Here is a 16,560-nt window from a genome sequence, read left to right on the forward strand (position 1 = left end):
TGCTTGAATTTTAGAACCAATCGGGGTTATGTTATACTAAAATAACAAGGTTTTTATCAATATTTTTAGGTGGTGTGTAAATAATGAAAGAGCCCGCACGCTCGGGAAGCTATGGAAACCAACCGTTTTATCTGTCTTCCCGCATGCATTATTTGCGCGAGAATTTTATACATCCCCCGTTCGACTATGAGCACGAACTGCTGGAAGCAATCCGTTTCGGCGATGAGAATAGAGCGATGGACATGCTGCGCAAGATTAACGAGCTGGAAGCGGCTGTGCTTGCAACGTATCCGCTGCGATCGAAGAAGAACGCCTTGATTGCTTCTTGCACTTTATTCACCCGGGCGATCATCAGGGGCGGCGTGGATCCGGAGATTGCCTTTCATTTAAGTGATACGCTAATCCTTGAGATTGAGAAAATGACCGATGTAGAGCGGCTGGTCCATTTTGAATATGAAATGCTGGTACAGTTTGTGTCGATGATTCGCTCAGAGAAGGAAGACATATCTTTCTCTCATATCGTGAATCTGGCGATATATTACATTAGGGAGCATATTTTCGAGGAGCTGACCTTGCAGGGGGTTGCTGAATATTTGAAAGTCCACCCGAGCTATCTATCCGATCGCTTTAAGCGGGAGACGGGTGAGGCGATAACCACTTTTATTAATCGGCGGAAGATTGAGGAATCCAAGCATTTGCTGGCCAATACAAACCAGTCGATATCCGAAATCGCGTTTACGTTCAAATTCTGCAGCCAGAGCTATTATACGCAAGTATTCAAGAATTTTACGGGAATGACGCCGAGAAAATTTCGGATTAGCGGTACAGCGCGATAAAGTAAAGATCACATAATGAACAACAAGAAGAGAGACGCGGCCCATGAAGAAACTAAAGCAGAAAATGCTTCACTTAACTCTGGAGAAGAAACTGATCGCAGCATTCTCCGCCTTTATCATCGTTCCCCTCCTTCTGATCGGCGGCATCGTATCCTGGGTGTACGTGGAGAATAACCGGAATACCATGATTGAGGCTGCGGTGGAGAATAACAAGCAAATCATTAAGAATATCGATACCTCCCTTCAGCCGCTTACACGGCTGTCCATGTTCCCGATTCAGGATGCAACGGTATACCCGATCATGCGCAAGGACTATAGTAAGGTGGCCTATCCACTGCTTGAGCGGGGGCAGGATTTTGATAAAGTGAATGGCTTGATTCAGAGCGGGGTCATGCTTTATTCGGACTTGATAGACTCCGTTGTCATCTATCACGAGAACAGCCAGTCGATCATTGGCCGAAGCAACAGGGAATACATGAACTTTTTCTATTTCAAGGAGCAGTTTACCCGTGAGCCTTTCGTTCAAAAGATCAGAGAAGCTTATGGACGCTTAGTTCCTGTAGGTATTCATCAGGAGCGGTTGCTGTCAACGAAGGGTATCCCGGTCGTGTCTGTTGGAAGGGCGATTATGGATCCGTATACGAAAGAGGATCTTGGTTTTATTCTCTTTAACATTTCGGTTGATAAGCTGAAGACATTATGGAGCGACACGGCATTTTCAGAGAACACGAAATTCTATCTGATCGATGAAGCGGATCATATTGTGCACAGCATCCATCCTGAGGAAATTGGGCGGCCGGCGTTCGAGGTATTGGGGAGTGATATTCAATACAGTGCAGACGGCCAAGTGAACACGCAGATCAATCGGGATACCTATATGATTTCATCTTCCTCTTCGATGGCGAATTGGAAGGCGGTGACGGTCATTCCCAAGAAGGATCTGTTCTCCATCGTATACCTGATGGTGTCCATCCTGATCGGTGCATTGATTCTGCTGCTCGTGCTGTCCATCCTGATATCTGCTCGGATTGCGACTACGATCATGAAGCCGCTGTCCGTGCTGAATAGTAAAATGAAGCTTGTCTCTCAGGGTCAGCTTGACGTTAGCTTCGATACGAAGGATCGAGGCGAAATCGGCGTGATCAGCAATACGGTGGATCAGATGCTGCAAGAAATTCGTGATTTAATTGAACGTATCTATGTGGAAGAAGAGGAGAAACGAACCCTCGAGATGAATGCGCTCCAGTCGCAGATTCGTCCGCATTTTATATATAACACGCTGAATGTGATCAAGTGGATGGCCAAGATTCAGGGGGCAACGGGCATTGAAGAAGCGCTGCAGGCCTTCTCTTCGGTTATCAAGTTTACAGTGAAGAAGGAAGGCGACTTCGTGACCATTGCTGAGGAAGTCGAATTCATGGAGAACTATACGAAAATTCTCGATTTCCGCTATTTTAATAAATTTGATGTCACGTACGAGATCGATCCTGCCGTAATGAATCATAGGACCCTGAAGTTTCTGCTTCAGCCCATTGTGGAGAATGCGGTCTTCCATGGTTTTGAAGGGATCGATTACAAGGGCATCCTGGTCATATCCATTTATGAGGAGTCGGATGCGTTGATCATGAAAGTAAGCGACAACGGGCGCGGGTTTCCGGAGGGCGGACAAGCGAAGACGGAGCAGGACGGTCCACAGGATGCCTTCAATTCGATCGGACTGAACAATATACGTAACCGGATCTCCCTTCATTTCGGGCCGGAATATGGCTTGAGGATCCAGAGGGGAGAGCACGGCGGAACGGTGGCCTGGCTTCGGGTTCCAATCATCACAGAAGAAACAGGGTGATCAGCAAGTGCGAATACTTATTATAGATGACGAGCCGCTGGTTCGGATCGGAATTAAATCGGCGATTGACTGGGAAGCCCAAGGCGTGGAGATTGTGGGTGAAGCGGGTGACGGTGAAGAAGCACTGCGCATGATAGCGGAGACTGCGCCGGATGTCGTGCTGCTGGATATCAAAATGCCGAAGATGGACGGGCTCGAGATGCTCCGGACGATCAAGGAGCGGCAGATTCCGGTTCAAACAGTCGTGTTAAGCAGCTTCGATGATATTGCCTACGTGAAGGAAGCGCTGAAGCTGGGTGCATTTGATTATTTTCACAAACCTGACATGAACGAACGTGAGCTGACAGCGATGCTGAAGAGCATCCGGGAACAGTTTGGAAGCCAGAAGGCTTCCGCCCCTATAGGAACGGGAACAGTTGGCAACAGGCGGGAGCAGATTCTATATGATGCCCTTCACGGTCATGTCCATGACCTGTCTGAAACAACTTTAAAGGAAGGGAATATGTATGTTTTACTTTTTAAAATCAAGAATTACGGCACGGTTATCAAAAGGTATACCAAAGAAACCGAGTCGATCCTGCCAAATACGGTGCAGAACATTGTAAACGAGATTCTTTCCACAGAGAAGGAGGCTGAATATCTTCAGCTTGATGAGCAGCTCAGTGCCGTATTCATAAGCAACAGTGAGCTGAAAAGCCTGCTGGCCTCGTTGACTCGCGTAAATAAAATAGTTCAGATGATCAGTGCGGCGCTGAAGCGCTTTGTGAACATCGATATCGTCCTTGGCGTTAGCGACTGGTTTGCCGATTTTGACGGCATTAAGGCAGGCTATGAGCAGGCGGGCAAAGCGTTATCCCATCAATTCTACCATCCGGATACGTCCATATTTTATTATCAGCATCTGAAACAGAAGGGTGAACAGGTCTATAAACAGGCGGATGCCTACTTAAGCCAGATGAAGACGGCACTCAGGGAAGAAGCGAATGACTTGTTTATGGAGCTGCTGTCCAGGTGGGAGAAGTTTCTTGAGCAAGAGGAATGCATGGAAGAGAAGGATGTCCGCAAGGTGTATGAAGGTCTGCTGTTTATGATTGGAGAGAGTGGAGATTCGCCAGGCGGGGCTATTCCCGAAGGTGCAGCTGGATTTGAAGAGGTCCATGAGTTTGGGCAGCTGTCAGCTATGTACCGGCACATGTTCGAGGAACGTTTTAAGACTCGCAACCATATGGAGCTTAAAGGATACAGCCAGCTCACGCGCAATATTATGGAATATACAGAAGAGCACTACTCGGAGAGCCTCTCGTTGAAATTGTTCGGGGAGCTGTTTCATGTCAGTCCGAATTATGTTAGCCGATTATTTAAACAAGAGGTTGGGCAAGGACTGTTTGATTATATTAACCAGCGCCGGATCGAGAAGGCAAAGGTGCTTCTCAAGGACTACCGCTACAAAATCTATGACGTTGCCGAGATGGTGGGATTTAATAATCAGGCCCATTTTGCGATTGTATTCCAGAAATACACGGGCTTTACTCCTAAACAGTATAGGAAAGAAGAAGTGTGATTTTAGATAAAAAAGTGTGATATTTCATAAAAATAATTTGGCAGTGCAAGATATGGATAAAAAAATAGTCAATTTTAAAAAATTAATCATCATTTGATTAATTTTTTTTGTTGTCTCGGCTCTTTATCATGGAGATGTAAGGTAAAACGACAAGAAACGTGGGGGGTAGCATCATGGGTAAGATGAACAAGAAGTTTTCAGCCATGCTGGTGTTGTGTTTGGCGCTTGTTGTAAGTTTATCCGCTTGCGGCGGCAGTAAAAGCTCTGACAATACAGATAAAGCTTCTGGAGACAAAGCGGAAAAAGTTACGGTGAATTTCGGATTCTGGGGCACGGCGCAGGATTTGGAGATTTATCAGAAAGCCGCAGACACCATCTCCGAGCAGTATCCGGAGATCGAACTGAAAATTAAACAATATCCAAGCAGTGAGCAGTTCTGGAACACACTTCCGGGTGAAATTGCCGCTGGCGTTGCACCTGATTTCATTAAGATGTCCAACGAAGGTGCTTACGAGTACATCAACAAAGGATTGTTCTCTCCAATCGATGACCTGGTTCAAGCGACTGGTGTGGACATGAACCGATTCCCGGATACATCGAAGAAAATCTGGAACGTAGATGGCAAGCAATACGGCGTGCCGAACAGCGACATGCCGGCGATGTTCTTTATCAATGAGCAAATGTGGAAAGATGCCGGTCTCGGCGAGTACCCAACCACTTGGGATGAAGTTATTGAAGCAGCAAAAGTGCTGAACAAAGGCAATGTGAAGGGCATTATCGTAAACCTGGATGCTTTCCATATCACGAACTATGTGAAGAGCTTCGGCGGCGGCTGGGGCAACGGTGAGACCATCAACTCGCCAGAGAACGTGAAAGCGCTGGAAATGATTATCGATATGTATGACCAAGGACTGGCCGTAACCCCAAAATCGCTCGGCTTCGGCTGGGACGGCGAGGTATTCAGCAATGAGCAAGGTGCTATGAGTACAGGTGGTTACTGGTATAAAGGTTACTTGAAGGATGCGAATCCGGATCTGAAAATGGTAGCAATTCCGGTTCCAAAAGGTACAACAAACGGAAGCACCATGAGCTCTGATGCTTACATGGTACTGAAAGACGCGAAGAACAAGGAAGCTGCGCTGAAGGCTGCTTATAACATGACCAATGATGATACGCAAACTGCATTCATGGAGCTTGGCTTCAATCCAGCTGTATCCTCGTTGTCTGAGCAGTATTTTGAGAAGAACCCTGAATTCAAGGCGCTGCAGCCTGCACTGGAATACAGCACAGACTACGGTTATCCAACGGATACCAAGCGCTTTACAGATGAGCTCGTAAAAGAATTGGAAGGTTTGATTCTTGGCGGCTCCGGTAAAACGGCTCAGCAAATTCTCGATGATATTCAAGCCCAGTTCAAATAAGAAAGAGGCTACACCCGCTCCCGCTCCTTGTTCTCAGGGAGCGGGAGCCTTTTTTCACATAGTAGAATTTATAAGTTTTTTGGGGTACCCGCAAAGTATTTGGAATAAGCATCGTCGCATAGATTCCACTTTGTGGGGGGATTTTCATAATCAATCTATTTTAAGTATGGGAGTGGGGGATAATTCATGTCCGATTACAGCAGCAAGCACGCTGATTTGAAGGGAAACAAGATCAGGCAATCCTGGTTCCGTTCCTTGGCAGACTCCGATAAGACGCTGGGCTGGTTGTTTACGCTGCCCTTTTTGATTTTATGGGCGTGGTGGTTTCTATATCCATTCATCCAGTCTTTCGTAAGAAGTTTTCAGGATGCGAATTTTGCTGCCTTGGACCAGGCGAAATTCATCGGCCTCGAAAACTATGTCACCATTCTCCAAGATAAGGAATTCTTCCGGGCGCTGCTTCATTCCCTGGAGATTGTGGTGATCTCGATTCCGATACAGACCGTGCTCGGTCTGCTGTTGGCGATCCTGGTCAATCAGAAGCTGAAGGGCAAGGGGATATTCCGGACGGTATTCTTCATTCCGTATATCACCTCGCAGATCGCGATCACGACCGTGTTCATGATGCTCTTCAAGCAGGGCACCTTCTTGACCAAATTTTTCGGAGCATTGGGCTTCGGGAATGTGACATGGTTTGCGGATACTAATTATGCGCTCTTATTCGTATGTATTCTGTTTATCTTCCAGCAAGCGGGCTTCACCATGATTGTGTATTTGTCGGGCCTGCAGGAAATTCCGAAGGATCTGTACGAAGCTGGCGAAATCGACGGAGCGTCCAAATGGAATAAATTCCGCTACATTACCGTACCGTTCCTCAAACCGATTACCTTTTTTATCGTGTCGGTATCAACGATTGCCGGGTTCCAGATCTATGACCAGATTGCGGCGATATCCCGTTATGGCGCACTCGGTTCACCGGCTGGTGCTACCAGCACGGTCGTTACGTATTTCTATCAGCACGGTATTCGTTACATGAACATTGGTTACGGAAGCGCGGCGGTGGTGCTGTTCTTCATGATCATCATGCTGATTACGTACCTGCAAAAAAAATTCTTGGATGAAAAGGAGTGAGAGTAATGTTGACCCGTAAGAATAACGGTCGGCTGTTTCTGTACATCGGCACGATCATCCTGGGGCTCTTATTCGCCCTTCCTTTTCTCTATACGATCTATACGTCCGTCATCCCGATGCGCCATGTTAACACCCTGACGTCGCCGGCCAATTGGACATTCGAGAACTTCAAGATCTTCTTTACCAACGATGCGTACAACGTACCGAGATGGTTTCTGAATACGGTGATCATGACCGGTGCCGTTGTCATCGGTAACCTGATCATTAATCCGATGGCTGGTTTTGCACTGGCCAAGCTGAACTTCAAGGGTAAGGGCCTGATTTACTGGATCGTTGTTGCCACCATGATGGTGCCGTACCATATGATCCTGATCCCGGTTTATGTGAACGTAGCACAGCTCGGATGGCTGAACACGTTCTGGGGATTGACGGTGCCGTTCCTGTATCAAGGCTTGTACATCTTCATGCTTCGCCAGTTCTTCATTTCGGTTCCGAACGAGTTCCTGGAGGCTGCGCGGATGGATGGCCTGACGAAGATGGGCGCTTTCTGGCGGATCGTATACCCTCTGGCCCGTTCATCGCTGATTACGATGTCCATTCTTGCTTTTGCCGGAACATGGAATAGTTATCTCGTTCCGAGCACACTGGCGAATACGCCGGAAATGTATGTGCTGGTGGTTGGTCTGAACAGCGTGAAGGATATGTTCTTCGAGAATACGCCGATGATCATGGCCGGAGTCGTGCTGTCCACGCTGCCGATCATCCTGTTCTTCTTCCTGTTCCAGCGTCAATATATCGAAGGAATATCGAACGCAGGCGTCAAAGGTTGATATAGAAGCATCGGAGGGATTAGACATGGATAAGGTGGAACAGCGTGCGAAGGATCTTCTCGCGCAGATGACCTTGGCCGAGAAGATCGGTCAAACGGTGCAGTACGGCCGATGCGAGGAGCGGGAACATCAGCTGGTTGCCGAAGGCAAGATCGGATCATTGCTGAATGTTCATGGTCCGAAAAAGATCAATGAGCTCCAGCGGCTGGCCGTGGAGGAGACCCGGCTCGGGATTCCCCTACTGATCGGGGATGACGTTATCCACGGTTTCCGCACCATCTTCCCGATTCCGCTCGGCGAAGCCGCCAGCTGGGATCTCGAGGGGATGGAGAAGAATGCCCGCATTGCTGCAGAAGAGGCGGCAGCGGAAGGCATTCGCTGGACCTTTGCCCCCATGGTGGACATTACGCGCGATCCCCGGTGGGGCCGCATCGCGGAGAGCACTGGGGAGGATGTCTATTTGTCTTCCTTGGCTGCTGCCGCGAAGGTTAGAGGATTTCAAAGTCCGAACGAGGACGGTTATCCGACGGTGGCGGCATGCGTGAAGCATTTTGCCGGCTATGGCTGGGCTGAAGGCGGCCGGGACTACGATACGGTGGACATGTCGGAGCGGACCTTACGGGAAACCGTGCTGCCGCCGTTTGAGCGTGGCATTCAGGCAGGTGCTTTGTCCGTGATGAGTGCTTTCAACGAACTGAACGGGGTTCCGGCTTCCGGAAGCCGCTATCTGCTGCGGGATATATTGAAGCGAGAGTGGGACTTTGACGGTGTGGTGGTCAGCGACTGGGAGTCGATCGAAGAGCTGATCTACCATGGCTATGCGGAAGACCGGAAGGATTCCGCACTGAAGGGACTGAATGCCGGTGTCGACATGGACATGCATTCCGGAGTCTATCTCGATCATTTGGAGGAACTGATCCAGAATAACTCTGACCTGCTTAAGCTGTTGGATGATGCGGTGCTACGCATTTTGCGGATGAAAATTCGCCTCGGATTGTTCGAGAATCCGTATGTAAGCGAAGAGACCGAAGAAGCCGGAGATACGCTGGAGGGGCAGGCCATTCCAGCTTCGCATCTGGCTCAGGCCAGAGACAGCGCCCGGAAATCGATCGTGCTTCTGCAGAACAAACGCGGAATTTTGCCGCTGGATACAGGCAAGCACCAGAAGCTGGCACTGATCGGGCCGCTGGCCGATGATCGTCACAATTCAATGGGCTGCTGGGCTTGGAAAGGCCGCGATGAAGACGTAGTCACGGTGTGGGATGCGTTTCAATCGGAAATTGCACCGAAGGCTGAGGTGTTCTACGAGCCGGGCAGCGGCATTCTGGAAGAGCTGGATGGCGGTGTGGAACGGGCCGTGGAGCTTGCTGGACAATGCGATGTCGCGGTGGTCGTTGTAGGCGAATCCGAAGCGATGACCGGTGAGCATTACAATGTGACCTCCATTACGCTGCCACCCTGCCAAGAGCGCCTGATTCAGGAGCTGAAACGTCAGACCGACACGCCGATTGTCGTCGTGCTGATGAATGGACGGCCGCTTGCCACGCCATGGCTGCATGAACATGCGGATGCTGTGGTGGAAGCATGGCATTTGGGAACAACGACAGGGCATGCAGTTGTGGATGTGCTGACGGGCGCGTACAATCCGAGCGGTCGCCTACCGGTTACCGTTCCGCGCGCGACGGGCCAAATTCCGATGTATTATAACCGGAAGAATACCGGGCGTCCTCATCTGTATGAAGATTATATCGATTGCGACGACGATCCGCTGTATCCGTTCGGGTATGGTCTCAGTTATACAACGTTTAAATATACAGACTTGCAGCTGGATCGGCATCAGATCGGCCGGGACGAATTCGCGCAGGTATCCGTGAGTATCACGAATACTGGAACCAGAGCGGGCGAGGAAACGGTTCAGCTCTATATCCGCGACTTGGTGGCGAGCTCGACTCGGCCTGTCAAAGAATTGAAGGGTTTCCGCAAGGTATGGCTGCAGCCTGGTGAAAGCTGTACCGTTCATTTTACGCTGGGACGTGAAGAACTGGGCCTCTTGGATGAGAGACTCGAATTTACGGTTGAGCCCGGGAAGTTCCATGTCTGGGTCGGACCGCATTCGGAAGAAGGACTGCAGGCTGAGCTTGCGGTTGTTTAAATGAACCGAAATCGAAGGGGGATTTATGCATGGACTACCGTGTAATTAAAGAAGGGGACATATTCTTCTTGACCGGACTTAATGGAGATATCGTCCTGGGGGATGATCAAGGCCATGGTTTGTACACAAAGGATACGCGTTTCCTGAGCCGCATGGAGCTGTTCATCGACGGTGAGAAACCTTCGCTCCTGACCTCAGCGGGGGACAAGAGTTATGTAGCATCTTTCCGCCTTATGAAGGAGGCCAAGGACGAAGGGGCGATCGAAGTGCTTCGGGAACGTTTCATCTACGATGGCGTCCTGTATGAGCGCTGCACTTTGACCAATTATTTTGTAACGGATTCGAATATCGAGTTTACGATGTCATTTGGTGCTGACTTTCAGGATATGTTCCTGGTGCGGAAATACCGTACCGGGGAGGTCGGCAAGATGGAGGGCGTTCAGACAGGGGATCAGGATATGACGCTGGCCTATGTCGGCGCTGACAACCTGAGAAGGCTGACGCGCATTGCTTGGGATACGGACGGCGGCCAAGCGGATGAAACCGGAACTGTCTCGTTCCCATTGTCCTTGAAAGCTAAAGAGCAGAAGGTCATTACGTTCTTTATTACGCCATTGACCGAGCAACAACACCCAGCGGAGCCGCTGACCTACGAAGAGGGACTGAAGAAACTCGAAGCCTCCTATGAGGCTTGGTATGGGAACAGCTCGCGGGTAGAAGCCGATTCCAAGCTGTTCAGTGGCTTGTACCAGAGAGGATTACAGGATCTGCGGATGCTGACGACCGATGTAGGCTTTGGTGATACGACGGTGGCAGGGCTGCCGTGGTTCGCAGTACCGTTTGGCAGAGACAGCCTGATCACGGCTCTGTTCATGCTTCCGATGAATCCGCAGCTTGCCGTAGGAACCTTGAGAACGCTGGCGGCTTATCAAGGCGAGAAGACGGACCCTTGGCGGGACGAGCAGCCGGGTAAAATCATGCACGAGATTCGCTATGGAGAGCTGGTCACAACGAATCAGTCCCCGTTCTCGCCGTACTACGGCACCATTGATTCCACGCCGCTGTTCCTGGCGCTGATAGGTGAGTACTACCGCTGGACAGGCGACCTTTCCCTGGCGGAGGAGCTCAAGCCGAACATGCTGCGGGCATTGGATTATATCGATGCTGCGCTCGAAGCGGGCTCCGGCTTCATGGCCTATAAGCAGGAAGCCGAGAAGGGCTTCCCGAATCAGGGCTGGAAGGATTCTGCTAACTCGATCATTCATGAGAACGGGGAGTACGCAGAATCTCCGATCGCGCTCTCGGAAGTTCAGGGTTACGTGTATCAAGCGAAGAAATCGCTGATACCTGTCTTCGCCGAACTGGGCGAACCGGAGCTGGCCCGCAAGCTGGAGACGGAAGCCGAGGAGCTTCGCGTGCGCTTTGAAGCGGCCTACTGGATGGAGGATGAGCAGTGTTATGCGATCGCTCTGGATAAGAACCTGCGCCAGGTACGCAGCGTAACCTCGAATCCCGGACATTTGCTCATGAGCGGACTTCCGGAAGCAGGCCGAGCAAAGGCACAAGCAGAGCGGATGCTTAGAACCGACATGTTTAACGGTTATGGTATCCGTACGATGAGTACGGACTCCACCGGATATTACCCGATCAGTTACCACAATGGCAGTGTATGGCCGCATGACAATGCGATGATTCTGCTGGGACTTGGCAAGCAGGGATTCAAAGAGGAGGCAGGCAAGGTCATATCCGGTCTGCTGCAGGCATCGGCCCATTTTGAATACCAGCGTCTGCCGGAGCTGTTCTGCGGTCATGATGCAGGACTGGGCCATCCCGTTCCGTACCCGACAACCTGTTCGCCGCAGGCTTGGGCAGCGGGAACTTCGATTGTCTTTCTGCAGGCGATGCTCGGATTGTATCCGAACGCGGCGAAGAAGGAAATCGCATTGTCTCCATTCCTTCCGGAAGGGATGAATGAGCTGAAGGCCGAACGGATTGCGATCGGAAGCGGCCATCTGTCCGTAAGCGTCGTACGCGAAGGGAACGGCAGCACATTCAAAGTGGAAGTGCTTGAGAATACAACGGGGTTTGCCCTGGTTGGCTGAACTTTCGTAATATTTACTTTGGAATAACCTGACTCTCTCTCAAGGGTCAGGTTTTTCTGTTGAAATATAGGGAACGTATGTTCTATAATGAGTGAGTTGAGGTTAAATATACTACGGTATACATACTGGACTGGAGAGAACCTATGAATTCTTATTGTACATATGCATTACATCAAATCGAGGTGGCTGTCGTCTCAATAGTTGCCATCATCGATAAGCTGGATGAAGGGGATTTGCTCGTCAAGCCGACGCAAGGCAAACATTCGGTCGGTGAGCTGCTTAAGCATATCGCTGTCCTCTGTAGGGCCGATTTCCACATATCAGAAGGAGCTACGCAAGAGGAGATGAATGTTTATCACGCAGGCGTATCGTTAAACAACCTGAAGGACATACAGGCTGAAATACTGAGCAATTATTCTTATCTGGAGAGGGCGTTCCGAGAGATGACGGAAGAGGAGCTTCATCAGGAGATGACATCGTACTGGGGAGTCGCCTATTCGAGGTACGAATGGCTGCTCCAAATCGTGGCACATATGTATCACCATCGAGGACAGCTGCATGCAATGCTGGTTCACTGTAACAGGAAAGACCCGAGGGTACCGTTATTTGAATAGTTCTAGCGAAAGACCGGACTGAGGTTCATGTGCCACCCCTCATACTATGATTTATCGGAGATGCCGAGCCGCGAGGCAGCATCTCTTCATTTCGATTAACTCAGGATCGGGTTACACCTTTGAAACGTGTTGACTACCATATCCACGCTCTTCGCGCTATGATTTTTGTTACTTCAGACCAGGAATCTTTCAAATTCGACAAAATAATACAAATTTCGCTATAGACTCAAACGGATTGATTCCTCTATGATAGATATTAAACAGTTGGCCAAGCTATTCTGAAAGCGCTATCTAATAAACGCTGTAAGAAAATGATCCTATGTCTTGGAGAGAATCCACCACACCAGGCATCTCGTAGAGTCTATTATCAGCGGTTTGGAAAGCGCATTCATGGCGATGAGCACCATGGCCAAAGGTCAGTTAACACAGATTTTACATATCGTTAATACTCTGATGATTTACACGTCCTATGATAAGAGTGTTCAGTAAATGGACATGCACTTGAAATAGTTCGTTTCAGAGGATATGTAGTGGAAATGTGAGCGGTCATGTGCCGCTAAATAGTAGGAGGTTTTTCGAAGAGAAGAAATTATATATGAAGCGCTGGCTGACGTGCCGCTCTCGCATCGATAGGAGATGCACATTTGGACATATGGACGTAATGGATCCTGTCTGATTGGTGAACAACGATAATTACATATTTGCTAGGGGTGGAGACGATGAGATAACCCAGGTAGCAGCTACTTTAGCTTTTTTAGGAGGTGGTGGCTCTTAGGTTGTGCTCTTTTTGATGTCTCTATTTTTGTGCGCTTTTTAAGGGATAGAAGAGGTGTTTTACACGATGAATGGATTAATGGATTCGAAAGGGGACAATAGATTACCAATGAAAAAGAAATCATGGTTGCTCATGTTACTCACCATATTCATGGTTATTACGACGGCTTGCGGAGGCGGCGGTGGAAGCAAAACTGCCGAAGGAGAGGTTTCACTCGATGACGTGGAAGCTGCTTCCATGGATATGAAGAATGATACAACGCCTATCAAAATCCAGTATTGGCACGCTCATGCTGATGCCCAGCTGGAAGGTTTGAACTATATGATTTCCGAGTTCCAGAAGAAGTATCCTCATATCACGGTTGAGCCAGTATTCCAAGGCGGCTATCCGGACCTTCACAAGAAATTGTCGGCTGCCGTAGCGGCGAATGATGTTCCGGCAGTTACGAACGTTGAGGTATCTTCCCTCGCTAACTTTGCAGACAGCGGCGTATTTGCCGACCTGGGTCCGTGGATCAAGCGTGATGAAGTGAAAATGGACGATTTCGCAAAAGGCATGCTGAAGGCTTATGCGTACAATGGCAAACAATACGGGTTCCCTCTGATCGTCAGCACCAGCGTGTTCGTATATAACAAAACAATGCTGGATGAGCTGGGTGTAGAGCCGCCTGCGAAATGGGATGAGATTGATGATTTTAACGCAAAGGTAACGAAGAAAGAAGGCGACAAAACAACACGTTACGCGTTCTCTGTTCCAGGTTGGGATACATGGTACTATGACCCGTGGAACATTAACGGTGGCGGACAGATTCTAACGGATGACATGAGCGCTTCTGCGGTAGAGAATGAGGCCTCCCTCCGTTATATCCAGAATTTCTACAAATGGCAAAATGAAGGCAACATGCATATGGGCTTCGGTAAAGGGGCCTCCGATAATATGCGTCAAATGTTCCTGAACGGCGAAATTGCCATGGTCCAGCATACTTCGGCTATGCTGAAAATGTATCGTGAGAATGCAGACTTTGAAGTTGGCGTATCCTTTATTCCTGGCGACAAGGTCCGTACCTCCAACATTGGTGGAGCGGGAATTGTGATGATGGAAGGTGCCAAGGATTTGGAAAAAGAAGCGGCTTGGAAATTCATCGAGTTCATGACTTCAGCAGAGCAGAATATTAAATGGGCGGAATCCGTTGGATACCTGCCGACAAGAAAGTCCGCGATCGAGTCCGAGGAAGGCGATCAATATTTTGAGAGATGGCCACAATACAGAGCGGTATACGAGCACTTTGATGAAGTGACACCGCGTCTGCAGCACCCGGCTTACCCTGAGTTCAGCGAAGTTTACAAAGAAGTTGTAGGTGAAATGGTATTGAACAAAAAAGATCCGACACCACTTATGCAGGAAGCAGCCAAGAAGATCAACGATATTCTGGCTGACTATGAGTGATGCATATGGAGACCAGTAAACAAATGACAAAGGCGGCGTCCAAACGGGCGACCGCTTCGGTCTCTAAACGGATGTCCCATACGGTGATCGAAAAGTGGAAGGACTTTTCGTTCGCGGTCCCGGCTTTGTTGTTCATGGGCGTGTTTTTGTACTATCCGCTGGGCTACTCTATTTATCTCAGCTTTACGAATTGGAATATGACGCGGCCCGTGAAGAAGTTCGTGGGTGCTGATAACTATACGCGCCTGTTGTCGAGTCCGGATTTCTATAATTCTCTAAAAGTCACGTTCCTGTATACGTTTATGGATGTGGTGCTTACACTGGCGATCGGTTTGTTGTTCGCCCTGCTGCTGAACGTATCATCGTCCCGGTTGTTCGGTTTCATGCGCGGCGTGATATTCATGCCGTACTACGTTTCTATGGTTGTCGCAGCCATGGTATTTACCTGGATTTATAACGGGCAATACGGGCTTTTGAATACCGTAGTCTCCTGGTTTGGCATGGATCCTGTCGAATGGCTGAATAATCCGTCCACGGCGCTGCCGGCACTGGTTGCTGTTTCGGTTTGGAAGGGCGTCGGATTCGCGATGATCCTCTTTATTGCCGGCATGCGGGGTATTCCCGCCGAGTATTACGAGGCGGCCTCCATTGATGGAGCCAGCAAGATCCGGCAGTTCCGCAATATTACGCTGCCGCTCTTGTCGCCGATGACGCTGTTCCTTGTTATCACAAGCTTTATCTCTTCTATGCAGGTGTTCCAGTCCATCGACGTAATGACAGCTGGCGGACCGCTGAAGGCGACGAACGCGATCGTTTATTGGATTTATACAATGGCATTTAGCGAATTCAAGACAGGCAGAGCCTCGGCGCTTGTCATGATTCTGTTCGTTATTATATTGCTGTTAACATTAGTACAATTTTTGGTCAGCAGGAAGAAGGTGCACTATGAAGGATAATTATATGGCTGGATCTGCCAAGAACCGAAAGGCCATGATGGCGCTCCGCATTACTGGAGCCGTGATCGTGACTCTCGTTATGTTCTTTCCAGTGTATTGGCTGCTGATCAGCGCGTTCAAGACGCAGTCTGAGATGCGGATGGCTGTTCCAACGTTCTGGCCGGAAACCTTTGCCTGGCAGAACTTTGCCGAAGCCTTCAGAGTTATCCCTTATGCGCGTTACTTCGGTAATACGCTGCTCATGGCGGTAGGAACGATCATTTTGCAGCTAAACGTAGCACTCATGGCCGCTTATGCGTTTGCCAAAGGGCAGTTCAAAGGACGGGATACCCTGTTCTTACTGGTTCTGGCTGCGTTGATTGTACCGGAGCAGGTCATTTTTGTTCCGGTGTATGTGATGATGTCCAAGCTGGATTGGCTGAATACCTTCTGGGCACTTATCGTGCCGCACGGAGCTTCCGCCTATGCCATATTTCTGCTTAGGCAGGCATTCAAATCGATTAACAACGATGTGCTGGAAGCAGCTCGGGTGGATGGAGCAGGGCGCTTTTCCATCCTGTACAAGCTGTTGTTCCCGATGGCGATGCCAACGATCGTTACCATGGGCGTATTGATTTTCATCTCGTCCTGGAACTCGTATTTCTGGCCGTTGATCATGACCAATAATAACGACATGCGCGTACTTACAGTAGGTATTGCCATGCTGCGGGATTCCATTGCCGGGAACGAAGCCATGTTCTTTAATGTTATTATGGCATCCAGTGTCATGGCGATTATCCCGATCGTTATCGTATTTACGGTCATGCAGAAACACATCGTTGCCGCGATGGCAAATTCGACATTCAAATAATCTTGTACCAGGAAAGTCGTGAAATGACATCAAGATGGAG

General features: G+C 49.3%; 12 protein-coding genes. All 12 read left to right on the plus strand.

Annotated elements, in window-relative coordinates:
- Window positions 1-83: 83 nt before the first annotated feature.
- Window positions 84-836 (plus strand): helix-turn-helix domain-containing protein, encoded by a 753-nt coding sequence (locus ABEQ74_RS24005; RefSeq protein ID WP_430124719.1) that lies wholly within the window; start codon window positions 84-86, stop codon window positions 834-836.
- Between the two features lie 43 nt (window positions 837-879).
- Window positions 880-2,682 (plus strand): sensor histidine kinase, encoded by a 1,803-nt coding sequence (locus ABEQ74_RS24010; protein ID WP_430124720.1) that lies wholly within the window; start codon window positions 880-882, stop codon window positions 2,680-2,682.
- A gap of 7 nt (window positions 2,683-2,689) precedes the next feature.
- On the plus strand, window positions 2,690-4,243 hold the full coding sequence (locus ABEQ74_RS24015) for a response regulator transcription factor (RefSeq protein WP_430124722.1): 1,554 nt from the start codon (window positions 2,690-2,692) through the stop codon (window positions 4,241-4,243).
- Between the two features lie 173 nt (window positions 4,244-4,416).
- The gene (locus ABEQ74_RS24020) at window positions 4,417-5,664 is read left to right on the plus strand and encodes an ABC transporter substrate-binding protein (RefSeq protein ID WP_430124723.1); all 1,248 of its coding nucleotides are present in this window, start codon (window positions 4,417-4,419) and stop codon (window positions 5,662-5,664) included.
- A gap of 186 nt (window positions 5,665-5,850) precedes the next feature.
- Complete coding sequence (locus tag ABEQ74_RS24025) at window positions 5,851-6,795, plus strand: carbohydrate ABC transporter permease (RefSeq protein WP_430124724.1); 945 nt, start codon at window positions 5,851-5,853, stop codon at window positions 6,793-6,795.
- 5 nt (window positions 6,796-6,800) lie between these two features.
- On the plus strand, window positions 6,801-7,625 hold the full coding sequence (locus ABEQ74_RS24030) for a carbohydrate ABC transporter permease (RefSeq protein WP_430124725.1): 825 nt from the start codon (window positions 6,801-6,803) through the stop codon (window positions 7,623-7,625).
- A gap of 25 nt (window positions 7,626-7,650) precedes the next feature.
- A complete protein-coding gene (locus ABEQ74_RS24035) occupies window positions 7,651-9,777 on the plus strand; it encodes a glycoside hydrolase family 3 N-terminal domain-containing protein (protein WP_430124727.1) in 2,127 nt (708 codons plus the stop codon).
- A gap of 29 nt (window positions 9,778-9,806) precedes the next feature.
- Window positions 9,807-11,879: an amylo-alpha-1,6-glucosidase gene (locus tag ABEQ74_RS24040; protein WP_430124728.1), complete on the plus strand. Its 2,073-nt coding sequence runs from the start codon at window positions 9,807-9,809 to the stop codon at window positions 11,877-11,879.
- Between the two features lie 143 nt (window positions 11,880-12,022).
- Entirely contained in the window at window positions 12,023-12,493 is a 471-nt protein-coding gene (locus ABEQ74_RS24045) for a DinB family protein (RefSeq protein WP_430124729.1), read from the plus strand.
- A gap of 883 nt (window positions 12,494-13,376) precedes the next feature.
- Window positions 13,377-14,714, plus strand: coding sequence for an ABC transporter substrate-binding protein (locus tag ABEQ74_RS24050; RefSeq protein WP_430124730.1), 1,338 nt, complete (start codon window positions 13,377-13,379; stop codon window positions 14,712-14,714).
- Window positions 14,714-15,670, plus strand: a complete 957-nt coding sequence (locus ABEQ74_RS24055; RefSeq protein WP_430124919.1) for a carbohydrate ABC transporter permease — start codon at window positions 14,714-14,716, stop codon at window positions 15,668-15,670. The genes ABEQ74_RS24050 and ABEQ74_RS24055 overlap by 1 nt, the downstream gene beginning before the upstream one ends.
- Complete coding sequence (locus ABEQ74_RS24060; RefSeq protein ID WP_430124732.1) at window positions 15,660-16,520, plus strand: carbohydrate ABC transporter permease; 861 nt, start codon at window positions 15,660-15,662, stop codon at window positions 16,518-16,520. The genes ABEQ74_RS24055 and ABEQ74_RS24060 overlap by 11 nt, the downstream gene beginning before the upstream one ends.
- Window positions 16,521-16,560 lie beyond the last annotated feature (40 nt).

This window comes from Paenibacillus solani, assembly GCF_050475945.1.
In the GTDB taxonomy this organism is placed as follows: domain Bacteria; phylum Bacillota; class Bacilli; order Paenibacillales; family Paenibacillaceae; genus Paenibacillus_AQ; species Paenibacillus_AQ solani_A.

Excerpts from the sequence above, each read along its gene's own strand:
- ABEQ74_RS24005 (WP_430124719.1), top strand. The coding sequence starts at position 84 with ATGAAAGAGCCCGCACGCTCGGGAAGCTATGGAAACCAACCGTTTTAT.
- ABEQ74_RS24010 (WP_430124720.1), top strand. The coding sequence starts at position 880 with ATGAAGAAACTAAAGCAGAAAATGCTTCACTTAACTCTGGAGAAGAAA.
- ABEQ74_RS24020 (WP_430124723.1), top strand. The coding sequence starts at position 4,417 with ATGGGTAAGATGAACAAGAAGTTTTCAGCCATGCTGGTGTTGTGTTTG.
- ABEQ74_RS24025 (WP_430124724.1), top strand. The coding sequence starts at position 5,851 with ATGTCCGATTACAGCAGCAAGCACGCTGATTTGAAGGGAAACAAGATC.
- ABEQ74_RS24030 (WP_430124725.1), top strand. The coding sequence starts at position 6,801 with ATGTTGACCCGTAAGAATAACGGTCGGCTGTTTCTGTACATCGGCACG.
- ABEQ74_RS24035 (WP_430124727.1), top strand. The coding sequence starts at position 7,651 with ATGGATAAGGTGGAACAGCGTGCGAAGGATCTTCTCGCGCAGATGACC.
- ABEQ74_RS24040 (WP_430124728.1), top strand. The coding sequence starts at position 9,807 with ATGGACTACCGTGTAATTAAAGAAGGGGACATATTCTTCTTGACCGGA.
- ABEQ74_RS24045 (WP_430124729.1), top strand. The coding sequence starts at position 12,023 with ATGAATTCTTATTGTACATATGCATTACATCAAATCGAGGTGGCTGTC.
- ABEQ74_RS24050 (WP_430124730.1), top strand. The coding sequence starts at position 13,377 with ATGAAAAAGAAATCATGGTTGCTCATGTTACTCACCATATTCATGGTT.
- ABEQ74_RS24055 (WP_430124919.1), top strand. The coding sequence starts at position 14,714 with ATGCATATGGAGACCAGTAAACAAATGACAAAGGCGGCGTCCAAACGG.
- ABEQ74_RS24060 (WP_430124732.1), top strand. The coding sequence starts at position 15,660 with ATGAAGGATAATTATATGGCTGGATCTGCCAAGAACCGAAAGGCCATG.